The 24453-nt window shown below is 60.0% G+C and carries 25 protein-coding genes; 10 read left to right on the top strand and 15 right to left on the bottom strand.

Annotated features, from left to right (window positions below):
• Positions 1 to 116: 116 nt before the first annotated feature.
• The gene (locus ACYZTR_RS06945) at positions 117 to 1436 is read left to right on the top strand and encodes an MFS transporter (RefSeq protein WP_461977536.1); all 1320 of its coding nucleotides are present in this window, start codon (positions 117 to 119) and stop codon (positions 1434 to 1436) included.
• 171 nt (positions 1437 to 1607) lie between these two features.
• On the top strand, positions 1608 to 2237 hold the full coding sequence (locus ACYZTR_RS06940) for a flavin reductase family protein (RefSeq protein ID WP_461977534.1): 630 nt from the start codon (positions 1608 to 1610) through the stop codon (positions 2235 to 2237).
• On the opposite strand, the gene ACYZTR_RS06935 is transcribed toward ACYZTR_RS06940, so the two are convergent.
• The gene (locus ACYZTR_RS06935; protein WP_461977532.1) at positions 2238 to 2468 is read right to left on the bottom strand and encodes a hypothetical protein; all 231 of its coding nucleotides are present in this window, start codon (positions 2466 to 2468) and stop codon (positions 2238 to 2240) included.
• A 41-nt stretch (positions 2469 to 2509) separates the two neighbouring features.
• A complete protein-coding gene (locus ACYZTR_RS06930; protein WP_461977530.1) occupies positions 2510 to 2863 on the bottom strand; it encodes a putative quinol monooxygenase in 354 nt (117 codons plus the stop codon).
• Positions 2864 to 3197: 334 nt separating this feature from the next.
• Here ACYZTR_RS06930 and ACYZTR_RS06925 point away from each other — a divergent pair, with 334 nt between their 5' ends.
• Positions 3198 to 4127 carry an AraC family transcriptional regulator gene (locus tag ACYZTR_RS06925; RefSeq protein ID WP_461977528.1) on the top strand — a complete coding sequence of 310 codons (930 nt, stop codon included), beginning with the start codon at positions 3198 to 3200 and terminating at the stop codon, positions 4125 to 4127.
• 77 nt (positions 4128 to 4204) lie between these two features.
• Here ACYZTR_RS06925 and ACYZTR_RS06920 read toward each other — a convergent pair whose 3' ends face one another.
• From ACYZTR_RS06920 to ACYZTR_RS06895, 6 genes are all read right to left on the bottom strand, one after another.
• Complete coding sequence (locus ACYZTR_RS06920; protein WP_461977526.1) at positions 4205 to 5260, bottom strand: ABC transporter ATP-binding protein; 1056 nt, start codon at positions 5258 to 5260, stop codon at positions 4205 to 4207.
• A gap of 13 nt (positions 5261 to 5273) precedes the next feature.
• Complete coding sequence (locus ACYZTR_RS06915; RefSeq protein WP_461977524.1) at positions 5274 to 6122, bottom strand: ABC transporter permease; 849 nt, start codon at positions 6120 to 6122, stop codon at positions 5274 to 5276.
• Positions 6119 to 7027, bottom strand: coding sequence for an ABC transporter permease (locus ACYZTR_RS06910; protein WP_461977522.1), 909 nt, complete (start codon positions 7025 to 7027; stop codon positions 6119 to 6121). The genes ACYZTR_RS06915 and ACYZTR_RS06910 overlap by 4 nt, the downstream gene beginning before the upstream one ends.
• 193 nt (positions 7028 to 7220) lie before the next feature.
• Entirely contained in the window at positions 7221 to 8324 is a 1104-nt protein-coding gene (locus tag ACYZTR_RS06905; protein WP_282375418.1) for an extracellular solute-binding protein, read from the bottom strand.
• A gap of 217 nt (positions 8325 to 8541) precedes the next feature.
• A complete protein-coding gene (locus ACYZTR_RS06900) occupies positions 8542 to 9990 on the bottom strand; it encodes an aldehyde dehydrogenase family protein (RefSeq protein WP_461977520.1) in 1449 nt (482 codons plus the stop codon).
• A gap of 8 nt (positions 9991 to 9998) precedes the next feature.
• Positions 9999 to 11636, bottom strand: coding sequence for a 5-guanidino-2-oxopentanoate decarboxylase (locus tag ACYZTR_RS06895; RefSeq protein ID WP_461977518.1), 1638 nt, complete (start codon positions 11634 to 11636; stop codon positions 9999 to 10001).
• Between the two features lie 159 nt (positions 11637 to 11795).
• Between ACYZTR_RS06895 and ACYZTR_RS06890 the strand changes: the two genes are divergently transcribed.
• Entirely contained in the window at positions 11796 to 12677 is an 882-nt protein-coding gene (locus ACYZTR_RS06890) for a LysR substrate-binding domain-containing protein (RefSeq protein ID WP_461977516.1), read from the top strand.
• 116 nt (positions 12678 to 12793) lie between these two features.
• On the opposite strand, the gene ACYZTR_RS06885 is transcribed toward ACYZTR_RS06890, so the two are convergent.
• Positions 12794 to 13408 (bottom strand): NAD(P)-dependent oxidoreductase, encoded by a 615-nt coding sequence (locus tag ACYZTR_RS06885; RefSeq protein ID WP_461977514.1) that lies wholly within the window; start codon positions 13406 to 13408, stop codon positions 12794 to 12796.
• A gap of 154 nt (positions 13409 to 13562) precedes the next feature.
• The gene (locus ACYZTR_RS06880) at positions 13563 to 14444 is read right to left on the bottom strand and encodes an MBL fold metallo-hydrolase (protein ID WP_461977512.1); all 882 of its coding nucleotides are present in this window, start codon (positions 14442 to 14444) and stop codon (positions 13563 to 13565) included.
• Positions 14445 to 14558: 114 nt separating this feature from the next.
• Here ACYZTR_RS06880 and ACYZTR_RS06875 point away from each other — a divergent pair, with 114 nt between their 5' ends.
• Entirely contained in the window at positions 14559 to 15464 is a 906-nt protein-coding gene (locus ACYZTR_RS06875) for a LysR family transcriptional regulator (RefSeq protein ID WP_461977510.1), read from the top strand.
• Positions 15465 to 15682: 218 nt separating this feature from the next.
• Positions 15683 to 15859, top strand: a complete 177-nt coding sequence (locus tag ACYZTR_RS06870) for a hypothetical protein (protein WP_461977509.1) — start codon at positions 15683 to 15685, stop codon at positions 15857 to 15859.
• Positions 15860 to 15868: 9 nt separating this feature from the next.
• Here ACYZTR_RS06870 and ACYZTR_RS06865 read toward each other — a convergent pair whose 3' ends face one another.
• Positions 15869 to 16765, bottom strand: a complete 897-nt coding sequence (locus ACYZTR_RS06865; protein ID WP_461977507.1) for a helix-turn-helix domain-containing protein — start codon at positions 16763 to 16765, stop codon at positions 15869 to 15871.
• A 178-nt stretch (positions 16766 to 16943) separates the two neighbouring features.
• Here ACYZTR_RS06865 and ACYZTR_RS06860 point away from each other — a divergent pair, with 178 nt between their 5' ends.
• Positions 16944 to 18350, top strand: coding sequence for an MDR family MFS transporter (locus ACYZTR_RS06860; protein ID WP_461977505.1), 1407 nt, complete (start codon positions 16944 to 16946; stop codon positions 18348 to 18350).
• A gap of 150 nt (positions 18351 to 18500) precedes the next feature.
• On the opposite strand, the gene ACYZTR_RS06855 is transcribed toward ACYZTR_RS06860, so the two are convergent.
• The 3 genes from ACYZTR_RS06855 to ACYZTR_RS06845 all read right to left on the bottom strand — a co-directional run bounded on the left by ACYZTR_RS06855 (position 18501) and on the right by ACYZTR_RS06845 (position 21450).
• Positions 18501 to 19376, bottom strand: coding sequence for an ATPase (locus tag ACYZTR_RS06855; protein WP_461977503.1), 876 nt, complete (start codon positions 19374 to 19376; stop codon positions 18501 to 18503).
• Positions 19377 to 19495: 119 nt separating this feature from the next.
• Positions 19496 to 20488 carry an NAD-dependent epimerase/dehydratase family protein gene (locus tag ACYZTR_RS06850; RefSeq protein WP_461977501.1) on the bottom strand — a complete coding sequence of 331 codons (993 nt, stop codon included), beginning with the start codon at positions 20486 to 20488 and terminating at the stop codon, positions 19496 to 19498.
• A 68-nt stretch (positions 20489 to 20556) separates the two neighbouring features.
• A complete protein-coding gene (locus tag ACYZTR_RS06845; RefSeq protein WP_461977499.1) occupies positions 20557 to 21450 on the bottom strand; it encodes a LysR family transcriptional regulator ArgP in 894 nt (297 codons plus the stop codon).
• A gap of 96 nt (positions 21451 to 21546) precedes the next feature.
• Between ACYZTR_RS06845 and ACYZTR_RS06840 the strand changes: the two genes are divergently transcribed.
• The 3 genes from ACYZTR_RS06840 to ACYZTR_RS06830 all read left to right on the top strand — a co-directional run bounded on the left by ACYZTR_RS06840 (position 21547) and on the right by ACYZTR_RS06830 (position 23327).
• Positions 21547 to 21948 carry an ACT domain-containing protein gene (locus tag ACYZTR_RS06840; RefSeq protein WP_461977497.1) on the top strand — a complete coding sequence of 134 codons (402 nt, stop codon included), beginning with the start codon at positions 21547 to 21549 and terminating at the stop codon, positions 21946 to 21948.
• 7 nt (positions 21949 to 21955) lie between these two features.
• The gene (locus tag ACYZTR_RS06835) at positions 21956 to 22555 is read left to right on the top strand and encodes a LysE/ArgO family amino acid transporter (protein ID WP_461977495.1); all 600 of its coding nucleotides are present in this window, start codon (positions 21956 to 21958) and stop codon (positions 22553 to 22555) included.
• Between the two features lie 175 nt (positions 22556 to 22730).
• The gene (locus tag ACYZTR_RS06830; protein WP_149419098.1) at positions 22731 to 23327 is read left to right on the top strand and encodes a superoxide dismutase; all 597 of its coding nucleotides are present in this window, start codon (positions 22731 to 22733) and stop codon (positions 23325 to 23327) included.
• 90 nt (positions 23328 to 23417) lie between these two features.
• On the opposite strand, the gene ACYZTR_RS06825 is transcribed toward ACYZTR_RS06830, so the two are convergent.
• Positions 23418 to 23684, bottom strand: coding sequence for a DUF6124 family protein (locus ACYZTR_RS06825; RefSeq protein WP_461969060.1), 267 nt, complete (start codon positions 23682 to 23684; stop codon positions 23418 to 23420).
• Between the last annotated feature and the right edge of the window lie 769 nt (positions 23685 to 24453).

The raw sequence follows: 24453 nt of genomic DNA, 5'->3' as shown, positions 1-24453 counted from the left end.
TTGAGCTTCACCCCCCCTCTAAACCGGCCCTCTTCGATATGGCACAGCTCCTGCTATAGCCCAAGCAGGCTGCGTTTCAACGCGCTCCACAAAAACAATTAAATGAAGGATCCGTCATGGATAACTCACAAACCCTGCCTCTTGGGTCGACAGCTTCGTCTGCCAAAGAAAGAACCACTGCCAGTCGCATCAAATCGATCTTCAGCGGCTCTGTCGGCAACATGGTCGAGTGGTACGACTGGTACGTCTACGCCGCGTTCTCCCTGTACTTCGCCAAAGCCTTTTTCCCCAAAGGCGACACCACCGCGCAACTGCTGAACACTGCTGCGATCTTCGCCGTGGGCTTCCTGATGCGCCCGATCGGTGGCTGGCTGATGGGCCTCTACGCGGACCGCGCCGGTCGCAAGAAAGCGCTGATGGCTTCGGTGTACCTGATGTGTTTCGGCTCGCTGCTGATCGCCCTGAGCCCGGGTTATGAAACCATTGGCATCGGCGCACCGATCCTGCTGATATTCGCCCGTTTGCTGCAAGGCCTGTCGGTCGGTGGCGAGTACGGCACCTCGGCGACGTACCTCAGCGAGATGGCGACCAAGGAACGTCGCGGCTTCTACTCCAGCTTCCAGTACGTGACCCTGATTTCCGGTCAGCTCATCGCCCTGGCAGTGTTGATCGTGCTGCAACAAACCCTGACCACCGAAGAGCTGTACGCCTGGGGCTGGCGTATCCCGTTCGCCATCGGCGCGCTGTGTGCCGTGGTCGCGCTCTACCTGCGTCGCGGCATGGAAGAAACCGAGTCGTTCACCAGGAAAGAGAAGGCCAAGGAAAGCGCGATGCGCACCTTGATGCGTCATCCGAAGGAACTGATGACCGTGGTTGGCCTGACCATGGGCGGTACGCTGGCGTTCTACACCTACACCACGTACATGCAGAAATACCTGGTGAACACCGTCGGCATGAGCATCTCCGACTCCACCACTATTTCGGCGGCGACGCTGTTCCTGTTCATGTGCCTGCAACCGATCATTGGCGGGCTCTCGGATAAAGTCGGTCGCCGGCCAATCCTGATTGCCTTCGGTGTTCTCGGAACGCTGTTCACCGTGCCGATCCTGACCACCCTGCACACCATCCAGACGTGGTGGGGCGCGTTCTTCCTGATCATGGCGGCGCTGATCATCGTCAGCGGCTACACCTCGATCAACGCGGTGGTCAAAGCCGAACTGTTCCCGACCGAGATTCGTGCACTGGGCGTTGGTTTGCCGTATGCGCTGACCGTGTCGATCTTCGGCGGCACCGCCGAATACATCGCGCTGTGGTTCAAGAGCATCGGCATGGAAACTGGGTACTACTGGTATGTCACTGCGTGCATCGCCGTGTCGTTGGTGGTCTACGTGACCATGAAAGACACCCGCAAGCATTCGCGGATCGAGACGGACTGAGTCAATCCGCGCAATAAAAAAGGGGCAGACCTTAACGGGTCTGCCCCTTTTCATTGCCCCGACACCTGTGGGAGCGAGCCTGCTCGCTCCCACGTTTGAACCGCATCGCTGGAAATTATCCGCTCGTCCTTGCACCATGTCCGTCTCCCGAAAATCCCAGGAATTTACGCCATGCCCGACGACATCCACTTCTACGAACCCGCCAACGGCCACGGCTTGCCGCATGACCCGTTCAACGCCATCGTCGGCCCGCGTCCCATTGGCTGGATTTCCTCTCAGGATGCCAATGGCCGCTTGAACCTGGCGCCTTACAGCTTCTTCAACGCGTTCAACTACATTCCACCGATCATTGGCTTTTCCAGTGTCGGGCGCAAAGACAGCCTGAACAACATCGAACAGACCGGCGAGTTTGCCTGGAACCTGGCGACCCGTCCGCTGGCCGAGCAAATGAACCAGAGCTGTGCCATGGTCGCGCCTGAGGTCAATGAGTTCGAACTGTCCGGGCTGACGCCGGCAGCGTCGAAAATCATTCAGGTGCCACGGGTTGCTGAAAGCCCGGTGTCCTTCGAGTGCAAGGTCACGCAGATCATTCAGTTGCAGCGGGCGGACGGCGATGTGGTGCCGAGCTGGCTGATTCTCGGCGAAGTGGTCGCCGTGCATATCGCCAAGTGGCTATTGAAAGATGGCGTGTACGACACCGCCGCGGCAGAACCGATTCTGCGCGGCGGCGGGCCAGCGGATTATTTCCAGCTGGGGCCAGAGGCGTTGTTCAAGATGTATCGGCCGGGGGCGAAAAGGTAATTACCAGATCAGGTCGCCGTCTTCGCCGACGCCTTTGAGGCGTGTCAGCTCCAGCGCGGCGGCTTCATCGGCATCGCGGGCAGTTTTGAAGGTTTGCTCTTCGAGCAGCTTATGAAAGCGCGGCGCACCCGACCCACCGATGGCTTTGGTGGCGATTGCGGCGTAATAACCGCCTTCACGAGGTACTACGGCAGATACGGCTTCGAAGGTTTCAAAGGCTTTGCGTGCCATGGCGCGGATCCTGGCTAATTGAGAGTTGAGCCATTAAACCCTCAACCCGCCATTTTGTGTACCCACGACTGGGACTGACCCAGCGCCTGGTCGGCCGACACGTCCTTGAAGGTATGGAAATCCAGGCTGTTGACCACCAACTCTTGGACCAGCTCGGCAAAAATATCCATGGCCGGGGTGCTGAAGTAAGCGGTCATGGCCTGTTGATTGACCCAGAAACCGGACACCAGCCACAACTCGGGATCGCAATGCGAATGCTGCAGGGCAAAGCTCAAGCAACCCGGTGCGCTGCGAGACGGCTCGATCAAAGCGCTGAGGCGCGCACCGAGCTCCGCTGAACGCCCGGCGCGGGCACGGACAAAGGCCATATGACTGACGGGGATATGCGTAGACATGTTTAACCCTCCCAGGTACTCGAGTGGCAGCCGTGGGACGGGCCGCGACAGGATCCAAGGTTAAGCGCCAGAGCGCCGCATCGTTAGTCGATTCCTGCCGGCTTGTTGCACAATCCTGCGAGGCGGCATCCCGCACCTGTAACAACGTGTAAATACTGTCACAGGACTGAAACACGACTTTCAAGCAAGTTTCCCCGACCATGAGCGGCCATGGCAGCGCCATGCTTCAACCCCGTGCAGAATCAGGCAAACTTTTGGCAGGATGTGTCTACCGCCGTTCCTTGCACAAACTTAAGCTCAGCTCATTACCAACGCTTCACCGAGGATGCCCAGCATGTCGTCGCTCGATCATTTTCAAGCCCCGCTGGACGCCGACATGGAGAAACAGCGCACGGAACTGGCCGCCATCATCCGCCGCAACACCCAGGAAGATGGCGCTTATGCCACTGCGGTCGGCTCGCTGTTCATGTCGCGCCATAGCCAATCTCATCACTTCGCCCCCGTACTTGCCCAACCGGCCTTGTGCATCATGGCTCAGGGGCGCAAAGAGGTCAGGCTGGCGGATGAATACTTCAATTACGACCCGCTGAATTACCTGGTGGTGTCGGTCTCGATGCCCCTGAGCGGGCGTGTGCTGAACGTCTCGCCCGAGGAACCGATCCTCGCCGTGCGGCTGGACATCGACCCAACGGAAATCACCGCGCTGATTGCCGACGCCGGTCCCTTGGGCGTCCCGACCCGCCCCACCGGCCGCGGCCTGTATGTCGAACAAATCGACACCGCCATGCTCGACGCCGTGCTGCGTCTGGCCCGGTTGCTGGAGACCCCGAAAGACATCGCCATGCTCGCGCCGCTGATTCGTCGGGAGATCCTCTATCGGTTGTTGCGCAGCAAACAGGGGCATCGGCTGTATGAAATCGCCATCGCCAACAGCCAGAGCCACCGCATCAGCCAGGCGATCAAGTGGCTCAACGGCAACTATGAACAGCCGCTGCGCATCGATGATCTGGCGAAGGAAGTGAACTTGAGCGTGTCGACGCTGCATCACCGGTTCAAGGCGATGACGGCGATGAGTCCGTTGCAGTATCAGAAACAACTGCGCCTGCAAGAAGCGCGGCGGTTGATGCTGGCGGAAGGGTTGGAGGCTTCGGCGGCGGGGTATCGGGTGGGGTATGAAAGCCCTTCGCAATTCAGCCGGGAGTACAGCCGGTTGTTTGGCGCGCCGCCGCTCCGGGATTTGGCGCGGTTGCGGTTGACGGTTTGATCTGATTTTTGCGGTGAGGCTAATGGCCTCTTCGACTTGCTCGCGAAGAGGCCAGTGAAATCAACCCACCTCTTACATCAGGCGCTGAGCACTCGACAAGCCTCAGCCGGCAACGTCACCGACACCGGATTGCCAATGCTCAACCCAAACCCCTGACACGGCGTGCTCAACGCCGTAAACGACACCCCGGAACACTCAACGGTGGTTTCAATCGTCGCGCCAATATCACGCACGAACGTCACCTTACCGAGCAACCGATTCCCCGCCGTCGCCTGCGGATGCGACAGTTGCAGATCCTCAGGGCGAATCAGCATTTTGACTTTCTCCCCCACCACAATGCTGGTACAGATCGGCACTTCCAGCGCATCGCCACCCGGCAACCCAATCTTCCCATTGCCCAGCGCCGTGGCCGGGAAGATGTTCCCTGAGCCGATAAAGTCCGCGACGAATTCATTGGCCGGGTGCCGATAGATTTCAATCGGCGTGCCCACTTGCTGCACCCGATGCTCACCCAGCACCACGACGATATCGGCCATGGTCATGGCTTCACGCTGGTCGTGGGTCACCAGGATGGTGGTGATGTTCAAGCGTTGTTGCAGCTGACGGATTTCCACCTGCATCGACTCGCGCAGCTTGGCGTCCAGCGCCGACAGCGGCTCGTCGAGCAGCAGAATTTTCGGGTGATTGGCAATTGCCCGGGCAATCGCCACGCGCTGGCGTTGACCGCCGGAGAGTTTCGACACCGGACGGTCGATCATTTCCTGCAACTGAATCAGTTGCAGCAACTCCACCACTCGCGCCTGCTGATCGGCCTTGCTGACGCCACGCAGTTTCAGCGGATAGGCGATGTTCTCCCCCACCGTCATGTGCGGAAACAGCGCCAGCGATTGAAACACCATGCCGAAATTACGTTGATGCGCCGGGGTGTGGCCGATGTCTTCACCGTCCAGGCGAATCTCGCCGCCACTCAGGGTTTCGAGCCCTGCAATCATTCGCAGCAGAGTGGTCTTGCCGCAGCCCGAAGGGCCGAGAAAACACACCAGTTTGCCCTCGGGCAAATGCAGGTTTACCTCTTTTACCGCGCAGGCCGAGCCGTAGTGTTTCTCGACGTTTTCCAGAATCAGACCAGTCATGTTGCACCTCAAATCAAAAGGAAACGCCGCCCTCACCGACCAGCTTCTCCAACGCCCAGATCAGGACGAAGTCGATCAGCACGATCAGCACGGCAAACGAGAAAACGGTGGGGTCGAGTGAAGACACGGTGCGGCTGTACATCCAGATCGGCACGGTCATGACGTCGATGGTGTAGAGGAAATAGGTCACGGTGAATTCGTTGAACGAAACGATGAACGCCAGCAGCATGCCCGCCAGAATCCCCGACTTCATCAGCGGCACCACCACATCGACAATCGCCCGGGTCGGTGAAGCGCCAAGCATCCGCGCGGCCTCTTCGACTTCACTGCCGATGGACAGCATCGCCGCCGTGCAGTTTTTCACCACGAACGGTAACGCCAGGATCACGTGAGCAATCACCAGCCGCGAGGTGGTCATCTGGAAGGGCAGGCTGTCGAACACCAGCAGCAACGCCAGCCCCAACACCACCATTGGAAACACCAACGGCAACGACATCAGTTGCAGCGCCACGGCTTTGCCGCGGAACTCACAACGGGTCAGGGCATAAGCCGCCGGCACCGCGACAATTGTCGCAAACACCATGGTCAGGCACGCGACCATCAGGCTGGTGGTCATGGCCTTGCCGAGGCTCAGCACGTCGCTGGAATCCGGCGACACGAAGGTGTTCCAGGCAGCCTTGTACCATTGCAGGCTGTAGCTGCTCGGCGGGAAGTCGAGGTTCGACGCCCCGCTGAACGACATCACGATCATGGTCAGGATCGGCAACACCGCCAGCAGCAGGATGAAGCCCGACAGGATGCCGGCAAACTTGCCGGTCTCGCCCGGCAGCAGCCCATAACGTTTCTTGATCACAGAGCTCATTGCGAAGCCTCCAGCATGCGCCGACGACGGCCAGTGATGTATTCGGACAAGGTCATGATCGCGAGCGTGGTGACAATCAACACCACACCGGCAGCAGACGCGGCGGGCCAGTTCATCAGCGGGGCGATCTGGTCATGGACCATCACGGCCAACATCGGCACGCGACGGCCACCGAGCAGCAAAGGCACCACGAAGCTGCTGGCGTTGTAAGCGAACACCAACGTCGCGCCAGTGATGATCCCCGGCATACTCATCGGCAGCACCACTTGGCGGAACACCTGCAAACGGCTGGCGCCCAACGTGGCGGCGGCTTCTTCGTAGGTACGGGCGACGCCGCGCATGGCGCTGGCAATCGGCAGCACGGCCAACGGGAACGCGGTTTGTACCAGGCCCATCAGTACGCCGTTCTGGTTGTACAGAAACATGATCGGTCGCTTGATCAGGCCCAGGCCCATCAGCGCCTGGTTGAGCATCCCGCCCGGTCCCAGAATTACCAGCCAGCCGTAGCTTTGCAGCAGCAGGTTGACCAGCAAGGGCAGCAGCACCGCCGCGAGAAAGATCCGTCGCACGAAGGGTGAAGTCAGGCGCGACATGGTGTAGGCCACCGGAATCGCCAGCACCACCGCGATCACCGCGCTGATCAGCGCCAGGCGCAGGGTCAGCAGCAAGGACTTGAGGTAATAGGGTTCCAGCAATTGGGCGTAACTGGCCAGGCTGAACCCGGTCCATTCCGCGCCCTTGGTGCCGACGCTCATGCGCAGGACCAGGAGGCTGGCGGCGATCAATACGCCCAGAAACAACATCGACGGCGAGAGGAAAAACCAGGCACGCGTCGTCGGCGAAACACCCCGATTGGCGCGCGATGGAGCCACGCTTACCGGATGGGTCAGAGGTTGGTGTTCCATAGCAAAGGTCTCGTCAATGGAAAGCAGCTGGCAAACACAAGACTTGAAATCACTTCGGCCCCTGTGGGAGCGAGCTTGCTCGCGATAGCGGTGTATCAGTCAATATCAATGTTGAATGACAGTCAGCAATCGCGAGCAAGCTCGCTCCCACAGGGGATCTTCAGTGGTTGAAGATCCTGTGTTCGTCACTCGATCAGGAAGAAAAGATTTCCGTGTAACGACGAATCCATTGGTCATGCACGGAGGCCAGGAAGGCGTTGTCGTGCATGATCGCCTTCTCGGCAATCTGCTCCGGCGTGAGGATGTACGGGCTCTTGCGCGCTTCGGCGGAGATGATCGCCTTGGCGTTGACCGGACCGTTGTAGATGTCCTCAGCCATCTTGCCCTGCACCAGTGGGTCCAGAGAGTGGTTGATGAAGGCGTAGACCAGGTCGGTGTCGCCCGGACGATTCTTCGGCATGACCGAGAGCATCAAGTCGGTGTAGAAACCTTCCTTCATGCCGAAGGTGGCGCCCAGACCGTAGGCTGGATCGCGGATCTGTTTCGGGAAAAACGCCGGTGCGTACAAGCCACCCATGTCCAGGGAACCGGTGCGGAACAGTTCGGCGATCTGGTTCGGGTTTTCACCCAAGGTCACTACACGGTCCTTGAGCTCGGCGAGTTTCTTGAAGCCCGGTTCGATGTTGTGTTCGTCACCACCGGCCAGTTTGGCGGCGATGATGATCAGGTCCATGGCCTCGGTCCAGTTCGGCGGCGGCAGGAAGATGTTCGGCGACAGGTCGGCGTCCCACAGGGCGGCGTAGCTGTCCGGCGCTTCTTTAACGGTGCGGGTGCTGTAGACCAGACTGTTGCACCAGAGCAGGTAACCGATGCCGTGGCCATTGGCGCCGGTGCGATATTTCTCCGGTACATCGACCAGGTTGGGGATGCGGTTGAGGTCGGGTTTTTCCAGCAGGTTGGCCGCGGCCAGACCTTCGGCGCCGACGCCGGCCAGGGTGATGATGTCGTACTGCGGACGATCACCCGCGGCCTTGAGTTTGGCGACCATTTCCGAGGTGCTGCCAGTGCGGTCAGCGATGACCTTGCAGCCGTACTTGTCCTCGAAGGTTGCCGCGATATTGCGCAGTGCCGCAAGGCCCGTGTCATCGGACCAGGTCAGCAAACGCAGGGTCTTGCCCTGGAAGCGCGTGTCACTGGCGTTGGCCCGGATGAAGGGCATGCTCATGGCCGCCGCAGCTACCGACGCCACGCCTACGGTTTTAATGAATTGACGTCTGTTCAGATCATGCTCGCCCATGAAGGACTCCCTTTGTTTTTGTAAGTATGAGGTTGGTCACAACCGTTGCATCCGCGCGGTCGGATCTGCTTAAAGCCCCGGTTTCAAAGGGCAAGAGCGGCACCGACGGGTTCATCCTGAGGTCGTGCAAAACACCTGACTATCGATAAAAATTCATTGAAGCCATGACGTCAGTGCATGCCTCATCAAAAGGCATGCACTGACCGATTTCGAGCCGTTAGACTGCCCGAATCACGTGTTTTATTTCCTGAAAAGCCTGCAAGCCCCACGGCCCCAACTCGCGGCCAATGCTGCTCTGTTTGTAGCCACCCCAGGCGGTCTGCGGGAAGATCACCTGCGGCGCGTTGATCCACACAAGCCCCGCCTGCAAAGCGTTGGCGACCCGATCTGCAGCTTCAGCGTCGCGAGTGACGACGCTGGCCACCAGACCGAACTGGGTGTCGTTGGCCAGGGCAATCGCCTCGGCTTCGGAGGCAAAGCTGCGCACGCAGATCACTGGCCCGAAGATCTCTTCACACCACAGCGCACTGTCGAGGGGCACGTCGATGAAAATCGTCGGCTGCAAAAAATACCCGCGCGGCAGGTCTGCCGGACGATTGCCGCCGCACATCAGCTTGGCGCCAGCACTCAAACCGCGATCGATGTGCCCGAGCACACGCTGGTACTGCGCCTGATTGACCAGTGCGCCCATTTCCACGTTCGGGTCGAACGGGTCGGCCACGCGAATGGCTTCGGCGCGGGCCTTCAACCGGATGAGGAATTCATCGGCCAGTTCATCAGCGACCAGCACACGGCTGGTGGCGGAACACATCTGCCCGGCATTGAAGAAACCACCGCCACAGGCCACTTCCACGGCCAGTTCGATGTCGGCCTCTTTGAGCACCAACAGCGAGGATTTACCGCCCAGTTCCAGGCTCACGCCTTTGACGGTTTCCGCCGCGCGTTGCATGACCTGCACGCCGACGGCGTTGCTGCCAGTGAAGGAAATCTTGGCGATACGCGGGTCGGCCGACAACGGCGCGCCGACGGCCAGGCCAGTGCCGCAGACCAGGTTGAACACGCCCTTGGGCAGGCCGGCCTCGGCGATGATCGCTGCCAGTTCCAGTTCTGGCAGCGGCGTCACTTCGGAAGGCTTGAGCACCACGCAGCAACCCGCGGCCAGGGCCGGGGCGAGTTTCCAGGCGGTGGTGACCATCGGGAAGTTCCACGGCACGATCAGGCCCACCACGCCGCAAGGTTCGCGGCGCACACGAGCGCTGAAATCGTCGGTTGGCAGCTCGACATTGCTGTCCTGCCTGGCATCGAGACCTTCGGCTAAACCTGCGTAATAGTCGAACGTGGCGATCACGTCATCGACGTCGATGGCCGCTTCGAACAGTGGTTTGCCGTTGTTGCTCGACTGCAAGTGCATCAACTGTTCGCGACCGGCCTGCACGCCCGCAGCGATTCGGCGCAGGATCGCGCCGCGCTCGGCGCCGGTGGTTTTCGCCCATGCCTTGAAAGCGTTGGTCGCGGCAGTGACGGCTTGATCGACGGCCCGCTCATCGCCACCTTTAACGGTGGTCAACAGGGCTTCGGTCGCCGGGTTGATCACGCGTAAATGTTCGGTGCCGGCCGACCACTGGCCATCGATGAACAGGCCGTCCAGTGCCGTTGGAAAAGTCATGCGGAGAGTCATTTCGACACCGCCTTCATCCACTGGGTCTGATCGATTTCAATCAGGGTCGGACCCTGGCGATCGGCGGCGGCGCGCAGTGCGTTGCGCAGTTGTTCGACACCGTTGATGGCTTCAGCTGCACAGCCCAGCGCCTTGGCGACACCGATGAAGTCCGGGGTGTAGATGTCCACGCCAACCGGCTCGATGGCGCGGTTGACCATGTATTTCTTGATCTCTTCGTAGCCCTGGTTATTCCACAGCAGGACGATCACCGGGGTGCGTGCTTCAACGGCGCTGGCCAGTTCCGGCAGGGTAAATTGCAGGCCGCCATCGCCGATCAAACAAACAACCGGAGGACGCACGCCAGCTTCCACGCTGCCGCCGAGCCAGGCGCCGATCGCTGCCGGCAAGGCATAACCGAGGGTGCCGTAACCGGTGGACGAGTTGAACCAGCGACGCGGACGTTCCGGGTTGAACGTCAGGTTGCCGGTGTACACCGGTTGGGTCGAATCGCCGACGAATACCGCGTCCGGCAATTCGTGCAGAACGGTTTCCAGGAAGCGGGTCTGGGCCAGGGTCGGAGCATCCCAGGTGGCGGCCAGTTCGTCGCGCAAGCGTGCGGCACGCACTTGGCCCCAATCGTTACGGCGCTCGGCGAGCGACTTGTGCGCCAGCGCACTCAGCAAGGCCTGGGCGGCGTTGCGCGAGTCGGCCACCAACGCGACCTTCGGCGGGTAATTGCGCACGGTCTGGTCTGGGTCGATGTCCACACGCAGCAGCACGCCAGGAATCTCAAAACCGCCGGCGAAGGTGACGTCGTAATCGGTCTCGGCCAGCTCGGTGCCGATCGCCAATACCACGTCGGCCTCGGCCACCAGAGCGCGAGTGGCGACCAGGCTCTGGGTCGAGCCGATCAGCAACGGATGGTTGGATTCGAGCATGCCTTTGGCGTTGATGGTCAGCGCCACCGGTGCGTCCAGCAGTTCGGCCAGCTCAGTCAACTCGGCGGCGGCATCGATGGCGCCGCCACCGGCGAGAATCAGAGGGCGCTTGGCACCGGCCAGCAGCGCGGTCATGCGGCTGATGGCGCTCGGCGATGCACCGGCGCGGTCGATGTTCACCGGAAGACTGCTGAGCAGGTCATCGGCTTCTTCGACCAGTACGTCCAACGGAATTTCAATGTGCACCGGGCGCGGACGACCGGCCTGGAACAGGGCAAAAGCACGGGCCAATACGCCTGGCAATTCAGCCGCCGACATCAAGGTGTGAGAGAACGCCGCCACACCGCCGACCAATGCGCTCTGGTTCGGCAGCTCGTGGAGCTTGCCGCGACCGCCGCCCAACTGGCTACGCGACTGCACGCTGGAGATCACCAGCATCGGGATTGAGTCGGCGTAGGCCTGGCCCATGGCAGTGGTGATGTTGGTCATGCCAGGGCCGGTGATGATGAAGCACACACCCGGCTTGCCGCTGGTGCGAGCGTAACCGTCGGCCATGAAGCCGGCGCCCTGTTCGTGACGCGGGGTGACGTGGTTGATGCTCGAACGGGCCAGCCCGCGGTACAGCTCCACGGTGTGAACCCCGGGAATGCCGAACACCTGCTCGACCCCGTAATCTTCGAGTAGCTTGACCAATACTTCGCCGCACGTCGCCATGTCTTTGCCCTTCTTGTTCGTTTGAGACGCCGGGCCTGCGCAGTGTTTATGATGCGTGGGCAGGTCCAGGGATGGCCTCATTGGAACGGGCGACACGTAGCCGCAACAATGGATAAAAAGTCATACTAGCCATGTCCTCACGTCATACCTTGGATCCCAATGAAACGACTGCCCCCCCTGCCGGCGCTGCACACTTTTCTGATCACCGCGCAGTGCTGCAACTTCACCCGGGCTGCCGAACAGCTGTACATCACCCAAGGTGCGGTGAGTCGGCAGATCGCCGGGCTGGAAGAACATCTGGGTTATGAACTGTTCATCCGCCAGGCCCGGGGCCTTGACCTGACTGCCGAAGGACGGGAATGGCTGCCACGGGTGCAGCAGATTTTCGGCTTGATCGACGAGGCAGTGGAGCAGATCGGCGAGAAGCGCGAAACTCTGCAACTCAAAGCCCCGACGTGTGTCATGCGCTGGTTGTTGCCGCGGCTGGTGCAGTGGCAAAGGGAGCGCCCGGACGTGCCGGTGGAACTGACCACCACGGTCAAACACGGCGTGGATTTTCATCGCGAGCAGTTCGATGCCGCGGTGATGTACGGCGCACCGCCGGACAGTTCATTGGTGTCCCAACACCTGTTTGATGAACAGCTGACGCCGGTCTGTTCCAAGCCGTTGCTCGACGGTCCGGTGCCGCTGCTGACGCCGGAGGATCTGGAGCAGCACATGCTGCTGCACCCGACCCGGGATGAACGAGACTGGAAAGCCTGGCTGGCAACGGCTGATATTCGCCTGAGCAATGTCGGCAAGGGTCAGCATTTCGAAACACTGGATCTGGCGATGTCGATGGCGTCCCAAGGGACCGGCGTGGCGATCGGGGACTGGTCGTTGATTGGTGATGATTTGAGTGCCGGGCGGCTGGTCATGCCGTTTGACTTGAAGGTGAAGACGGGGCTGGCGTATTACCTGGTTTTCCCCGAGAAACCCGGGCCTTCGCCGAAACTGAAGGAACTTATGAGGTGGCTGGTGGAGCAGGCTAGTTTCCGCTGATCGTTCCCACGCTCCGCGTGGGAAAGCATCCCGGGACGCTCCGCGCCCCATCAACAACCGAACGCGGAGCGTCCGTTGAGGCATTCCCACGCAGAGCGTGGGAACGATCAGTGAACTCAATACCCGACTGCAAACCGCTGCCGAGAATGCTTCGGCCCTTCCACTTCTTCCAGCATCGCAATCGCATAATCGGCGAATGTAATCCAGCTCCGCCCTGCACTGCTCACCAACAAATCATCCTTACCAACCCGAAACGTCCCCGTACGCTCCCCCTCGACAAACTCCGCCGACGGCGACAGGAAGGTCCAGTCCAGCTCCTTTTCCTGACGCAGGTTTTCAAGAAACAAAGCGCCTGCACCCGCCTCTGCCTTGTACGCCTGCGCAAATCCGTCGCTATCGATGACGCGGGTTCCGTCCGGCAGCAACAGCGAACCGGCACCGCCCACCACCAGCAGACGTTTCACGCCGGCCTTTTTCACCGGACCGACAACGGCGCTGGCAGGAAGCGTCGTGAAGTGCGCGGCGCTGATCACCACGTCATGGCCAGCGACTGCCGCTTGCAAGGCTTCGGCGTCGAGCGCATCGACATTTTTGCTGACCACACCGGCACGCTGGCCGATCTTCGAGGTGTCGCGGGCGATGGCCGTAACGCTGTGACCACGACGCAGGGCTTCTTCCAGCAGTTGGCTGCCGGCACGACCGGTGGCACCAATGATTGCGATCTTGCTCATGACGTTCTCCAGTTGGCTTGGGTATTGATCGTTCCCACGCTCTGCGTAGGGATGCAGCCCGGGACGCTCCGCGTTCCATCAAGAGCCGAACGCGGAGCGTCCGTTGAGGCATTCCCACGCAGAGCGTGGGAACGATCAGAGTGGGTGAATCGGGTTACCACTTCATCTCGCCCTTGGCGACTTTGGCGCTCAGTTCCAGGGAGCTTTCTTCACCCAGTGTCGGGTAGCGTTTTTTCATCGCGGCGATCAGCGCGGCAGCGTTTTTGGCCTTGGCGGTTTCTTCGTCGAAAGCCTTGATGTAATCGGCGGTGAACTGCACAGCGGCCACCGAACGGGCGCTCTCACCCAGGTAATGACCCGGCACGAGGGTTGTCGGCTTCAAGTTTTCGATGGCGTGCAGCGTCGTCAGCCAATCGGCATGGGACTGCGGCGTCTGGGTGTCGGCCATCCACACGTGAATGTTTTCTGCGACGACGACGCCACCGACCACGGCCTTGAGCGAAGGAATCCAGACAAAGGTGCGATCCGGTTGCTTGCCGTCAAGACCCACCACCTGCAGTTTCTGCCCTTCGAGCATCAGGCTGTCGCCCTTGAGTACATCCGGCACGATGGTTTTGGCCGGTACGTCGGTGCCCATTTTCGGGCCCCAGAACGCCAGTTTGCCGTCGACGGTTTTTTTGATGTGATCCACGGTCGGCTGCGAGGCGAGCACTTTGGCTTTGGGGAATGCGGCGGTCAGGGTGTCGAGGCCGAAGTAGTAATCCGGGTCGCCGTGGCTGATGTAGATGGTGGTCAGTTGCTTGCCGCTGGCGCGGATTTTTTCGACCACGTGTTCGGCCTGGGATTTGCCAAATTGTGCGTCCACCAAAATCGCGTCTTTCTCGCCGCTGACCAACACCGAGGTCACCGGGAAGATCGCCTTGTCGCCCGGATTGTAGACATCCAGGGTCAGGGTCGATGCTGCCGCTGCGTGGGCGGCGAAACCGAGGGTGGCGGTGGCCAGCAAAATACGTTTAAGCGAAGTGAAGCCGATCATCTGTTGCTCCGTTGTCCGAATGCCATGCTTGGCGATGGGACAGAGCTTAGTTGCGTTACTCAGTACAAAAAATGCGATGCTGGAACATAGTTTGTTTCTAAAAGTGGTCAAATCATGGATCGTCTACAAGCAATGCGGGTGTTTGTCACGGTGGTCGATCTCGGCAGCCAGTCGGCCGCCGCCGATCATCTGGACCTGTCACGGCCAGTGGTTTCGCGCTATCTGGCGGAGCTGGAGGATTGGGTCGGCGCTCGCCTGATGCACCGCACTACGCGCAAATTGAGCCTGACAGCCGCCGGCAGTGAAATCCTGCCCCGTTGTCGGCAGATGCTCGACCTGTCCACGGACATGCAAGCCGCCGTCAGCGAGCCGGACGATGCGCCGCGCGGCCTGCTGCGGATCAGCGTCAGCACGTCGTTCGGTCAGGCACAACTGGCGGATGCCATGACCGCTTACGTCAAATATTACCCCGGCGTCAGCATCGACCTGCAGATGCTCGATCGCACAGTGAACCTGGTGGATGAGCGCATTGATTTGGCGATTCGCACCAGCAACGACCTGGACCCGAACCTGATTGCGCGGCGGCTGACGGTCTGCCGCTCAGTGATCTGCGCCTCCCCCGCTTATCTGCTCGAGCACCCGACGCCACGGCGGGTCGAGGACCTAAGCCAGCACAATTGCCTGACCCACTCCTACTTCGGCAAAAGCCTCTGGCATTTCGAGGAGGACGGTGAGCAGGTGTCAGTGCCGGTACAGGGCAACATCAGCGCCAACGAAGCCAGCACGCTGTTGCGCGCGGCGATGGCCGGCGCCGGGGTGGCGATGCTGCCCAGTTATCAGGCCGGCGTGCATATCCACAGCGGCGAACTGATTCGCCTGCTGCCCCACGCCGAACCTCGGCAAATGAATGTTTACGCGGTGTATGCCTCACGCAAACACATGCCGGCGACACTGCGCAGCATGCTGGATTTTCTGGTGCTCAGATTTCCGGAAGAGCCGGCGTGGGATATCGGACTTTAAGGAGACCCATGTGGGAGCGAGCTTGCTCGCGATAGCGGTGGGTCAGTCAACATCATTATTGAATGATCAACCGCTATCGCGAGCAAGCTCGCTCCCACAAGGGGGCATCATCGTCCCGAATAACGCGTTACATGCAAAAGCCAGCATCGCTGGCAACCCACTGTCGCTGACCTATGCTGAAAGTAGTACCGAAGGGTATTCGTTCAGAGGTCAACGCCATGAACATCAAAACAAGAAGATACCTCGCCATTTTCATCACCTGCGCGGCCACACTCGCGCTGTATGGCACCGCAGCCTGGCGCGTCGAGCAGTTGCGGCAAATGCCCCGTGAATACGCGAGCTGCAACTTAGAGCGCTGCATTCCCCACAACGCGACCCTCAACGCCCTCAAGTGACGAAGGGGATCAGGCTTCGTTGTCCTGATCGGCCTTTAAACGGTCGCGAAATGCCTTGGGCGAGATCCCCACTCGACGTCGGAACAGGCGCGTGAAGTTGGTCGGATCAGAGAACCCCAACACGTCGGACATCTCATAAATGGTCATGCTGGTGTAGGTCAGCAAGCGCTTGGCCTCCAGCAACTGACGCTCGTGCATGATCTGCAACGCCGGTTGTCCCGCCAGCTCACGGCAGGTGCCGTTGAGGTGGGACACGGAAATCCCCAGCCGGTGGGCCAGGTCCTCGACCTTGACGTGTTGGCGATAGGTCTCTTCCACCAGTTGGATAAAACCGTTGAGGTATTCCCGGGCACGCTGCGGACGCTGGCTGGCGTTGCGGCGGGAAATCACCTGGCGGCTGACCCACACCATGATCACGCTGACCAGCGAATGCATGAGCATTTCGCGAGCCGGTTGGTGGCCGGTGTATTCGCCTTGCAGCGCTGAAAACAGGCTGTTGAGGTATTCGCCTTCCTTGCCCGCCGGATAACTTTCGGCCTGCGCCAGGGCGTTCACAGCATTGCCCAGTTGCGCCTGAAGATGGGCGACCAGCGGCGCAGCCAGGGTCACCACAAACCCTTCGACGTCCTCGGAAAACCGATAGCCATGCACCGATAACGGCGGCAAAACCAGGATCGCCGGCTCGGTCAGTTGCGTACGTTTGCCTTCGATTTCAAGCTCTGCCTGACCTTTGAATACGAAGAGCAACTGCCACAAATCGGCGTGGCGGTGGGGTTTGATTTCCCATTGATGTTCGCGGCTGCGTTTGGAGATAGTTTCACAGTGCAGCAAGTCCGGGGTCGGCCAATCCAGGCTTTCACCGTAGAGCTTGAACACTGGAATCGAAGGTAGGTCAGGCTTGTTCATCACTTCAATCCAGGCCTCGGGGTAGGCGGGCGATAATCGCACCGATTGGCAGAATGTACAGGTATCGGCTCAGTTTTCCCCTCCAATTGACAGACTCGCGGGGGAAAAATGCAAGCACTCGATCCATAAAAATAATTCACCGGCCTTGGTCGCGTGGCGCTTGCGAGTCCTTAAAACAATGAAAACGCTGAAAACTCAAATCGCCATCATCGGCGCTGGCCCCTCCTGGGTGATTTCCGGCTACATGGTGGCGATGACGGTGGCCGTGCCGATCTACGGCAAACTGGGCGATCTGTACGGTCGTCGCACGTTGATGCTGTTCGGCATGGGGTTGTTCACGATTGCTTCATTTTTCTGCGGCATGGCCCAGAGCATGGAGCAACTGGTGCTGGCGCGGATCGTTCAAGGCATCGGCGCTGGCGGGATGATTTCGGTCAGCCAGGCGATCATCGGCGACATCGTTCCACCCCGGGAACGTGGCCGCTATCAAGGCTATTTCAGCAGCATGTACGCCGTGGCCAGCGTGGCCGGCCCGGTGCTCGGCGGTTACATGACCGAATACCTGTCATGGCGCTGGGTGTTTTTGATCAATCTTCCATTGGGCCTCGGTGCCTGGCTGGTGGCCAACCGAACGTTGGTGGGTTTGCCAGTGCCACAACGCAAACCGATCATCGATTACCTAGGCATATTGCTGATGATCATCGGTTTGACCGCCTTGTTGCTGGGCATCACCCAGGTCGGTCAGGGCCATTCGTGGCACAGCGCACACGTGTTGGGCCTGCTCGGTTGCGCGGTGTGGGTGCTGGGGCTGTTTGTGTGGCATGAACGCCGGGCGCGGGAGCCGTTGTTGCCGATGCATTTGTTCGCCAACCGCGATGCGATTCTGTGCTGGTGCACGATTTTTTTCACCAGTTTCCAGGCGATCTCGCTGATTGTGCTGATGCCGCTGCGCTTTCAGAGCGTTACCGGCGCCGGGGCCGATAGCGCTGCGTTACACCTGTTGCCGCTGGCGATAGGTTTGCCGATCGGCGCCTATTTCGCCGGCCGCCGTACCTCAGTGACCGGGCGCTACAAACCAATGATCCTGACCGGCGCCCTGCTCATGCCGATCGCGATTCTCGGTATGGCGTTCAGTCCTCCCCAAGCGGTTGTGCTCAGTAGTCTGTTTATGTTGCTCAGCGGGATCGCCAGCGGCATGCAATTCCCGACTTCCCTGGTCGGAACGCAGAACTCGGTGGAACAGCGGGATATCGGCGTCGCCACCAGCACCACCAACCTGTTCCGTTCCCTGGGCGGCGCGGTGGGTGTGGCGTTGATGTCAGCACTGCTGCTGGCGTTGTTGCAATACTCAAGTTTCGCCCGTCTGGCAGGCTCTTCGATGCTTGCCGAGGGCAGTTCGGGGAATGTGCTGCTCGACGGCTTGAACGCTGCGCCGGGGGATGCGCAGAACGCCTTGCGCGCCGAACTGCTGCTGACCTTCCGGCATTTGCTGATGGTCAGCGCGGCGGTGTCGCTGCTGGGGCTGGCGGCAGCGATTACGATGCCTAACAGGGTGTTGCGTGGACGCGAAGATAAGGTTCGCTGATCGCTGATACCGATCGTTCCCACGCTCTGCGTGGGAATGCAGCCCGGGACGCTCCGCGTCCCTGCCGAAGCGGACGCAGAGCGTCCATTGAGGCATTCCCACGCAGAGCGTGGGAACGATCAACAGCTGCTACACACGCCGGTTGAAGGCTCACTGCCTTGCGCGGAGCTGCTGCTGCAGATTCTGGATCTGCGCTTGAAGGGTGTTGATGTTGCGGGTGACCTGGCCACGGAAGGCGTCGAATTCGGCGGTGTTGGTCGCCCCTTGGGCAGGCGCCGGGCGATTGTCCTGTTCGCTTTTGAGCACAATGACTTCCTGCTCCAGACGCTCGATGGCAGCGCTCGGGTTGCCTTGCTTCTTCAGCGCGACGATGTCGGCGCCGAGGCTTTTCAGCTGTGCGTCGAATTTGTCTGTGTCCGCCGGGGCGCTTTTCAGCACGGCTACATCGCTGTTCAAGACTTTGACCTGAGCCTGCAATTGAATGGTGGCGGTCTGTTGCTCAGTGGTCTGAGCAGTCATCTGCGCCAAGCGTTTGTCCAGCTCGGTGGTCTGAGCGGTCATCTGCGCCAGGCGCTTGTCCAGCTCCGAAGTCTGGCCGGCAACGCCTTGCTGTTGTTTGCTCTGATCCTGGAGTTTGCTTTCCAGCTGCTTGATTTGCAGCTTCAAGGCTTCGCTGTCGCTGCTGACGTTGGTCTGGCTGGCTACAACCTTGCCGGAAATGTCCTGCAAGCGCCCCGCCGCATCCTCACTGATACGCGCGAAACTTTCCTGGGTCGCCACCAATTGCTGTTCCATCAGCGAGAGCTGCTGAAAGCTCCACCAGGCAAGACCTGCAAAAGCAAAGAACAAGGCACCCACCAATGCCCACAGCGGACCGGTACTCGCGCTTTTGACTTTGACTACTGGCGCGGTCCGCGAATGTACGGAGGTGCGAGCGCTGGTCGGAAAATCATCGTCGTCGCGGCTTTTGGCACGCAGGCTCGGTACATCGTCGAAGTCGTCGTTGGCATCGTTACGCATGGACATTGAGTCAACCTTTGTGGAACGCGGTGATGGCTTGATGCGGCGCAGTATAACCCCCCACTGCCGCTTCGATTGACCGTCATCTGCGAACTCGGTTCAGTGTTGCGGTGGGTGCTTGAGTGTCAGCGAATGTCCTGAGCCTTCCACCAGCCGCAGAATTCATCAAGGGCGGTCCAGAGACTGACTTTGGGATCGTAGTCCAGATAATGCTGGGCGCGGCTGATGTCCAGGGTGAAATTTTTGTTCATGACCTGCATGCCCAGGCGCGACAGAGTCGGTTCGGGACGACCCGGCCACACCTTGCACACCCCCTCGTTAAGCGCCGCCACGGTGTAGGCCAAACCGTAGGAACGGTAGCGGGTGACCTGTGGGACTTCCATCTTGCGCATCACGTAATTGACCACGTCCCACAGCGGAACCGGCGTGCCGTTGCTGATGTTGTAGGCCTTGCCCAAGGCCGAACCGCTGGCCAGCAAACTGCTGAGCAACGCTTCATTGAGGTTCTGCACGCTGGTGAAATCGACCTTGTTCAGGCCGTTGCCGATAATGGCAAGCCGTCCCTTGCGCTGCATTTTCAGCAATCTCGGGAAGATGCTCATGTCGCCGGCTCCCGTCACAAAACGCGGGCGCAGGGCCAGGGTTTCGAGGCCGAACTCCTGGGCGCCGAAGACCTTTTGCTCGGCCAGGTATTTGGTGGCGGCGTAGGGATGCTTGAAGCGCTTGGGCACCTGTTCTTCGGTCAGGCCCAGGTGATCGCGACCATCAAAGTAAATCGACGGCGACGACACGTGCACCAGTCGCCGAACCCGCTGTTTCAGACAGGCCTCGACCACGTTTTCCGTGACCTGCACGTTGCCTTGATGAAAGTCCTGATAACGCCCCCACAAGCCGACCGCGCCGGCGCAATGCACCACGGCTTCGACGTCTGAACACAGGTCGCGCGCCAGTTCCGGGTCGCTCAAATCTCCCTGAATGAACTCGGCGCCACGGCGCACCAGATGCTCCACACTTTCGGCCCGGCGACCGTTGACCCGCACGTCCAGGCCTTGCTCCAGGGCGAAACGCGCAAAGCGCCCGCCGATGAAGCCGCTTGCGCCGGTGACCAGAATCTTCATGAATTGCTCCGAATATTTCGTTTTGCGTTTTGCATATTGCGTAGGGCGTGAGGACTTGACGCTGCCCATCAGTCCAACGGCACCAGCCATTGCTTTGTTGAGCGCACCAACTGATCAGTCAGTAACCCCAGCAACTGACCGCCATTGCGCCAATGATGCCAGTACAGCGGCACATCGATCGGCTTATCTGGCAAAAGCTCCACCAATACGCCGCGCTCCAGTTGCTCGCGCACCTGCAGTTCAGGCACCAGGCCCCAACCGAGTCCCGCTTCGATGAGACGGATGAAGCCTTCGGACGAGGGGCATAGATGGTGTTCGAATCCGCCATCTACGCCGAGGGACGCGAGGTAGCGATGCTGTAGGAAATCGTCCGGGCCAAATACTAGGGCCGGTGTTTTCGACAACTGATCAGCGCGCACGCCTTCAGGAAAATGCCGGGCAATGAACGCCGGACTGGCCAACGCACGGTAGCGCATGGCCCCCAGCAAAACGCTTCGCGCGCCAGCCACCGGTCGCTCACTGGCGCAGACGCACGCCGCAACTTCACCGGCGCGCATGCGTTTGAGGCCGACGGTCTGGTCTTCGACCACCAGATCAAGCAGCAGATGCTGCTGCGCGCAAAAATCCGCAACCGCCACGGCCCACCAGGTGGCGAGGCTGTCGGCATTCAAAGCGATGCGCAGGCGTTCGGGCAAGCCTTCTTCGTCGAGTGCCGGCACCAGGGTTTGCAAGTCCCGTTCAAGCAAACGCACCTGCTGCACATGGTTGAGCAGTCGTCGGCCGATTTCGGTGGGCGCCGGCGGTGTAACCCGCACCAGCACCGGTTGACCGACCCGCGCCTCGAGCAATTTGATGCGTTGAGAGATCGCCGACTGGGACAACCCCAACACCTGCGCAGCACGTTCGAAACCGGCCTGCTCAACCACCGCAGCCAAGGCAGACAGCAATTTATAGTCGAACATCAGTTTTCCTAATGAGCGATCAGCATGATTGGTTTTTCTTATACAGCGTTGCACCGGAGAATGGCCAGCAAGAACTCTTCAACAAGGATCATCGACATGGCTGGCGAAACGTCATTGGCAACCCTGCTGCGCAGCATGAGCCCGCAACTTAACGTCGGCGAATACGTGTTCTGCACCCTGCGCGACGGCAAGTTGCCAGCAGGCCTTGAAATTGTCGGCAGCTTTCGCGAGCAGGAAGGTCTGACCGTGATTCTGGAACGTTCCCACGCCGAACAGGCCGGCTTCAGCTTCGACTACGTCGCGGCCTGGATCACCTTGAACGTGCACTCGGCCCTCGAAGCCGTCGGGCTGACCGCCGCGTTCGCCACGGCATTGGGCCAGGCCGGCATCAGTTGCAATGTGATTGCCGGCTATTACCACGACCATTTATTCGTCGGCCAGGCCGATGCCGAACGCGCCCTGCACGTGTTGCGGGACCTGGCGGCCAACGCGGAGTAAACATCTTATGTGGCAAAGTTATGTGAACGGCCTGTTGGTGGCCGCGGGGCTGATCATGGCGATCGGTACTCAGAATGCGTTTGTGTTGGCTCAGAGCCTTAGGCGCGAACATCACCTGCCCGTGGCGGCACTCTGTGTGATCTGCGATGCCTTGCTGGTGGCCGCCGGGGTATTCGGCCTGGCGACGGTGCTGGCGCAGAACCCGACGTTGCTGGCAGTCGCCCGTTGGGGTGGCGCGGCGTTTCTGATTTGGTATGGCAGCCTGGCGTTGCGTCGGGCCTGCTCGAAACAGAGCCTGCAACAAGGTGAAAACCAGACCGTGCGTTCGCTGCGCGCGGTGATGCTCAGCGCTCTGGCCGTGACCTTGCTCAACCCGCACGTTTATTTGGATACGGTGCTGCTGATCGGCTCCCTCGGCGCACAACAAACAGAGCCCGGCGCTTATGTGGTGGGAGCCGCGAGTGCGTCGTTGTTGTGGTTTTTCACCTTGGCACTAGGCGCCGCATGGTTGGCACCATGGCTGGCCCGGCCAAGCACCTGGCGGATTCTCGATCTGTTGGTAGCGGTAATGATGTTTGCAGTGGCCTTTCAATTAATCGCTGGCTGATTATTCCAAAAGGCTCTGGAACCTCTATTCCACACAGTTGTTGCGTGGTTATGCCGCACCCCCGGTGCTATGATCCGAACCCGGCGCCGCAAAGAGTACAAACTCCCCGGCGCTTGTCTGGCCGCCCGTGATCGGCCTTGCGCTCACCGCAACCGACCTGATTAGGAGAATCATCATGGCTTTCGAATTGCCGCCGCTGCCTTACGCACACGATGCCCTGCAGCCGCACATTTCCAAGGAAACTCTGGAATACCACCACGACAAGCACCACAACACCTACGTCGTGAACCTGAACAACCTGGTGCCAGGCACCGAGTTCGAAGGCAAGACTCTGGAAGAAATCGTCAAATCTTCCTCGGGTGGCATCTTCAATAACGCCGCTCAGGTCTGGAACCACACTTTCTACTGGAACTGCCTGGCGCCAAACGCCGGTGGTCAACCAACCGGCGCGCTGGCTGAAGCCATCAATGCTTCCTTCGGTTCGTTCGACAAGTTCAAAGAAGAATTCAGCAAAACCTCCATCGGCACCTTCGGTTCCGGTTGGGGCTGGCTGGTGAAAAAGGCTGACGGCTCCCTGGCCCTGGCCAGCACCATCGGCGCCGGCAACCCGCTGACCAGCGGCGACACCCCGCTGCTGACCTGCGACGTCTGGGAACACGCTTACTACATCGACTACCGCAACCTTCGTCCAAAATACGTCGAAGCGTTCTGGAACCTGGTCAACTGGAAATTCGTGGCTGAGCAGTTCGAAGGTAAAACCTTCACCGCTTAAGATCGACGCCAGTCAAAAAACCCGGCTTTTGCCGGGTTTTTTTTGGGCGCTGGAAATGTGTTGCCTGTCAGGCCGTCTTCATCGGAACGCCTATTGCTGCGGGTCGACGATATCCAACGCCCGATTAACGGCCAAGTCCGCCAACATGACGATCTGCGCGATGGCCAGCGCCGTACTGCGCTGGGAGCCGGTCAGGTAGGTGGCGAGATCACTGGCCATGACGTTGGCTGAAGCCAATGACTCACAGGCGTGGGCCAGGAGGGATTCGGTATCCATGTCCGGGACGATCATGAACATAGTGTTGGGACTGTAGGGTTTGGTGGTGTTGAAGGGGGGATCGGGGATTAACTTATCCACTTACATTTCCTTTTGAGTTTGGAGCCATCGATTCCCGATCTCACTCGAAGAAGAGGTGGCAGCTATGTGCAGGGTGAGATCACCGGCAAAAGGAACCCGGCCGGACCGAAGTCCGCCCGCACACAGCCGCCATAAAACAATTGCTGACAGCCTGGAGCTGGCGGCAATTATGGAGGGCCTAGCGCTGGTTTCCAATTGCTTAGTCGGGGATCTCACTCCCGATCGCTGATTTTCAGCGACAGCCAAAAGGTTATTGACCCCGCGTCCGACAGGCAACCTGAAAACTGTGTGGGAAAGGTCTGGTGTTTTCGCATGTGTTTAAACATGTAAAAGCGGAACGCGGAGCGTCCCTGGCGGCATTCCCACGCGGGAGCGTGGGAACGATCAATCGGGTAAACCTTTCGCTTCTCACCACTCGACAGGCCCAGCGTTAGCTCGCCTGCCGCTCTTGATCTTGATCCACCCGCCCCTTCGGGAGGCTGAGTGGAGGTGTTCATCCGGGGATTGGCGCGCAGCGCCGTTCGACGCCGTCGAACACGCTGCATGTAGGTCGTCGCGAAGCAGACCGGAGGGCAGTGTCCCCGGATGAATACCGGAGCGAGGGAACGCCGAGCCCTAGCGAGGGGCCGGACGCTCGGGGCGAGACCTTTGCTTCCTTTGGGGCGTTTGCCAAAGGGAGTTGCCGTAAGGGCGAAACCATTAGTGGCCGTTACCGCAGGAATGGATATGTACGCAGTCAACAAAATACAGGTCGGCTATCAGGCCGCCA

The organism is Pseudomonas sp. Hz4 (assembly GCF_054898165.1).
The sequence above is the reverse complement of the archived record's forward strand: the minus strand, read 5'-3'. Positions and strand labels throughout refer to the sequence as shown.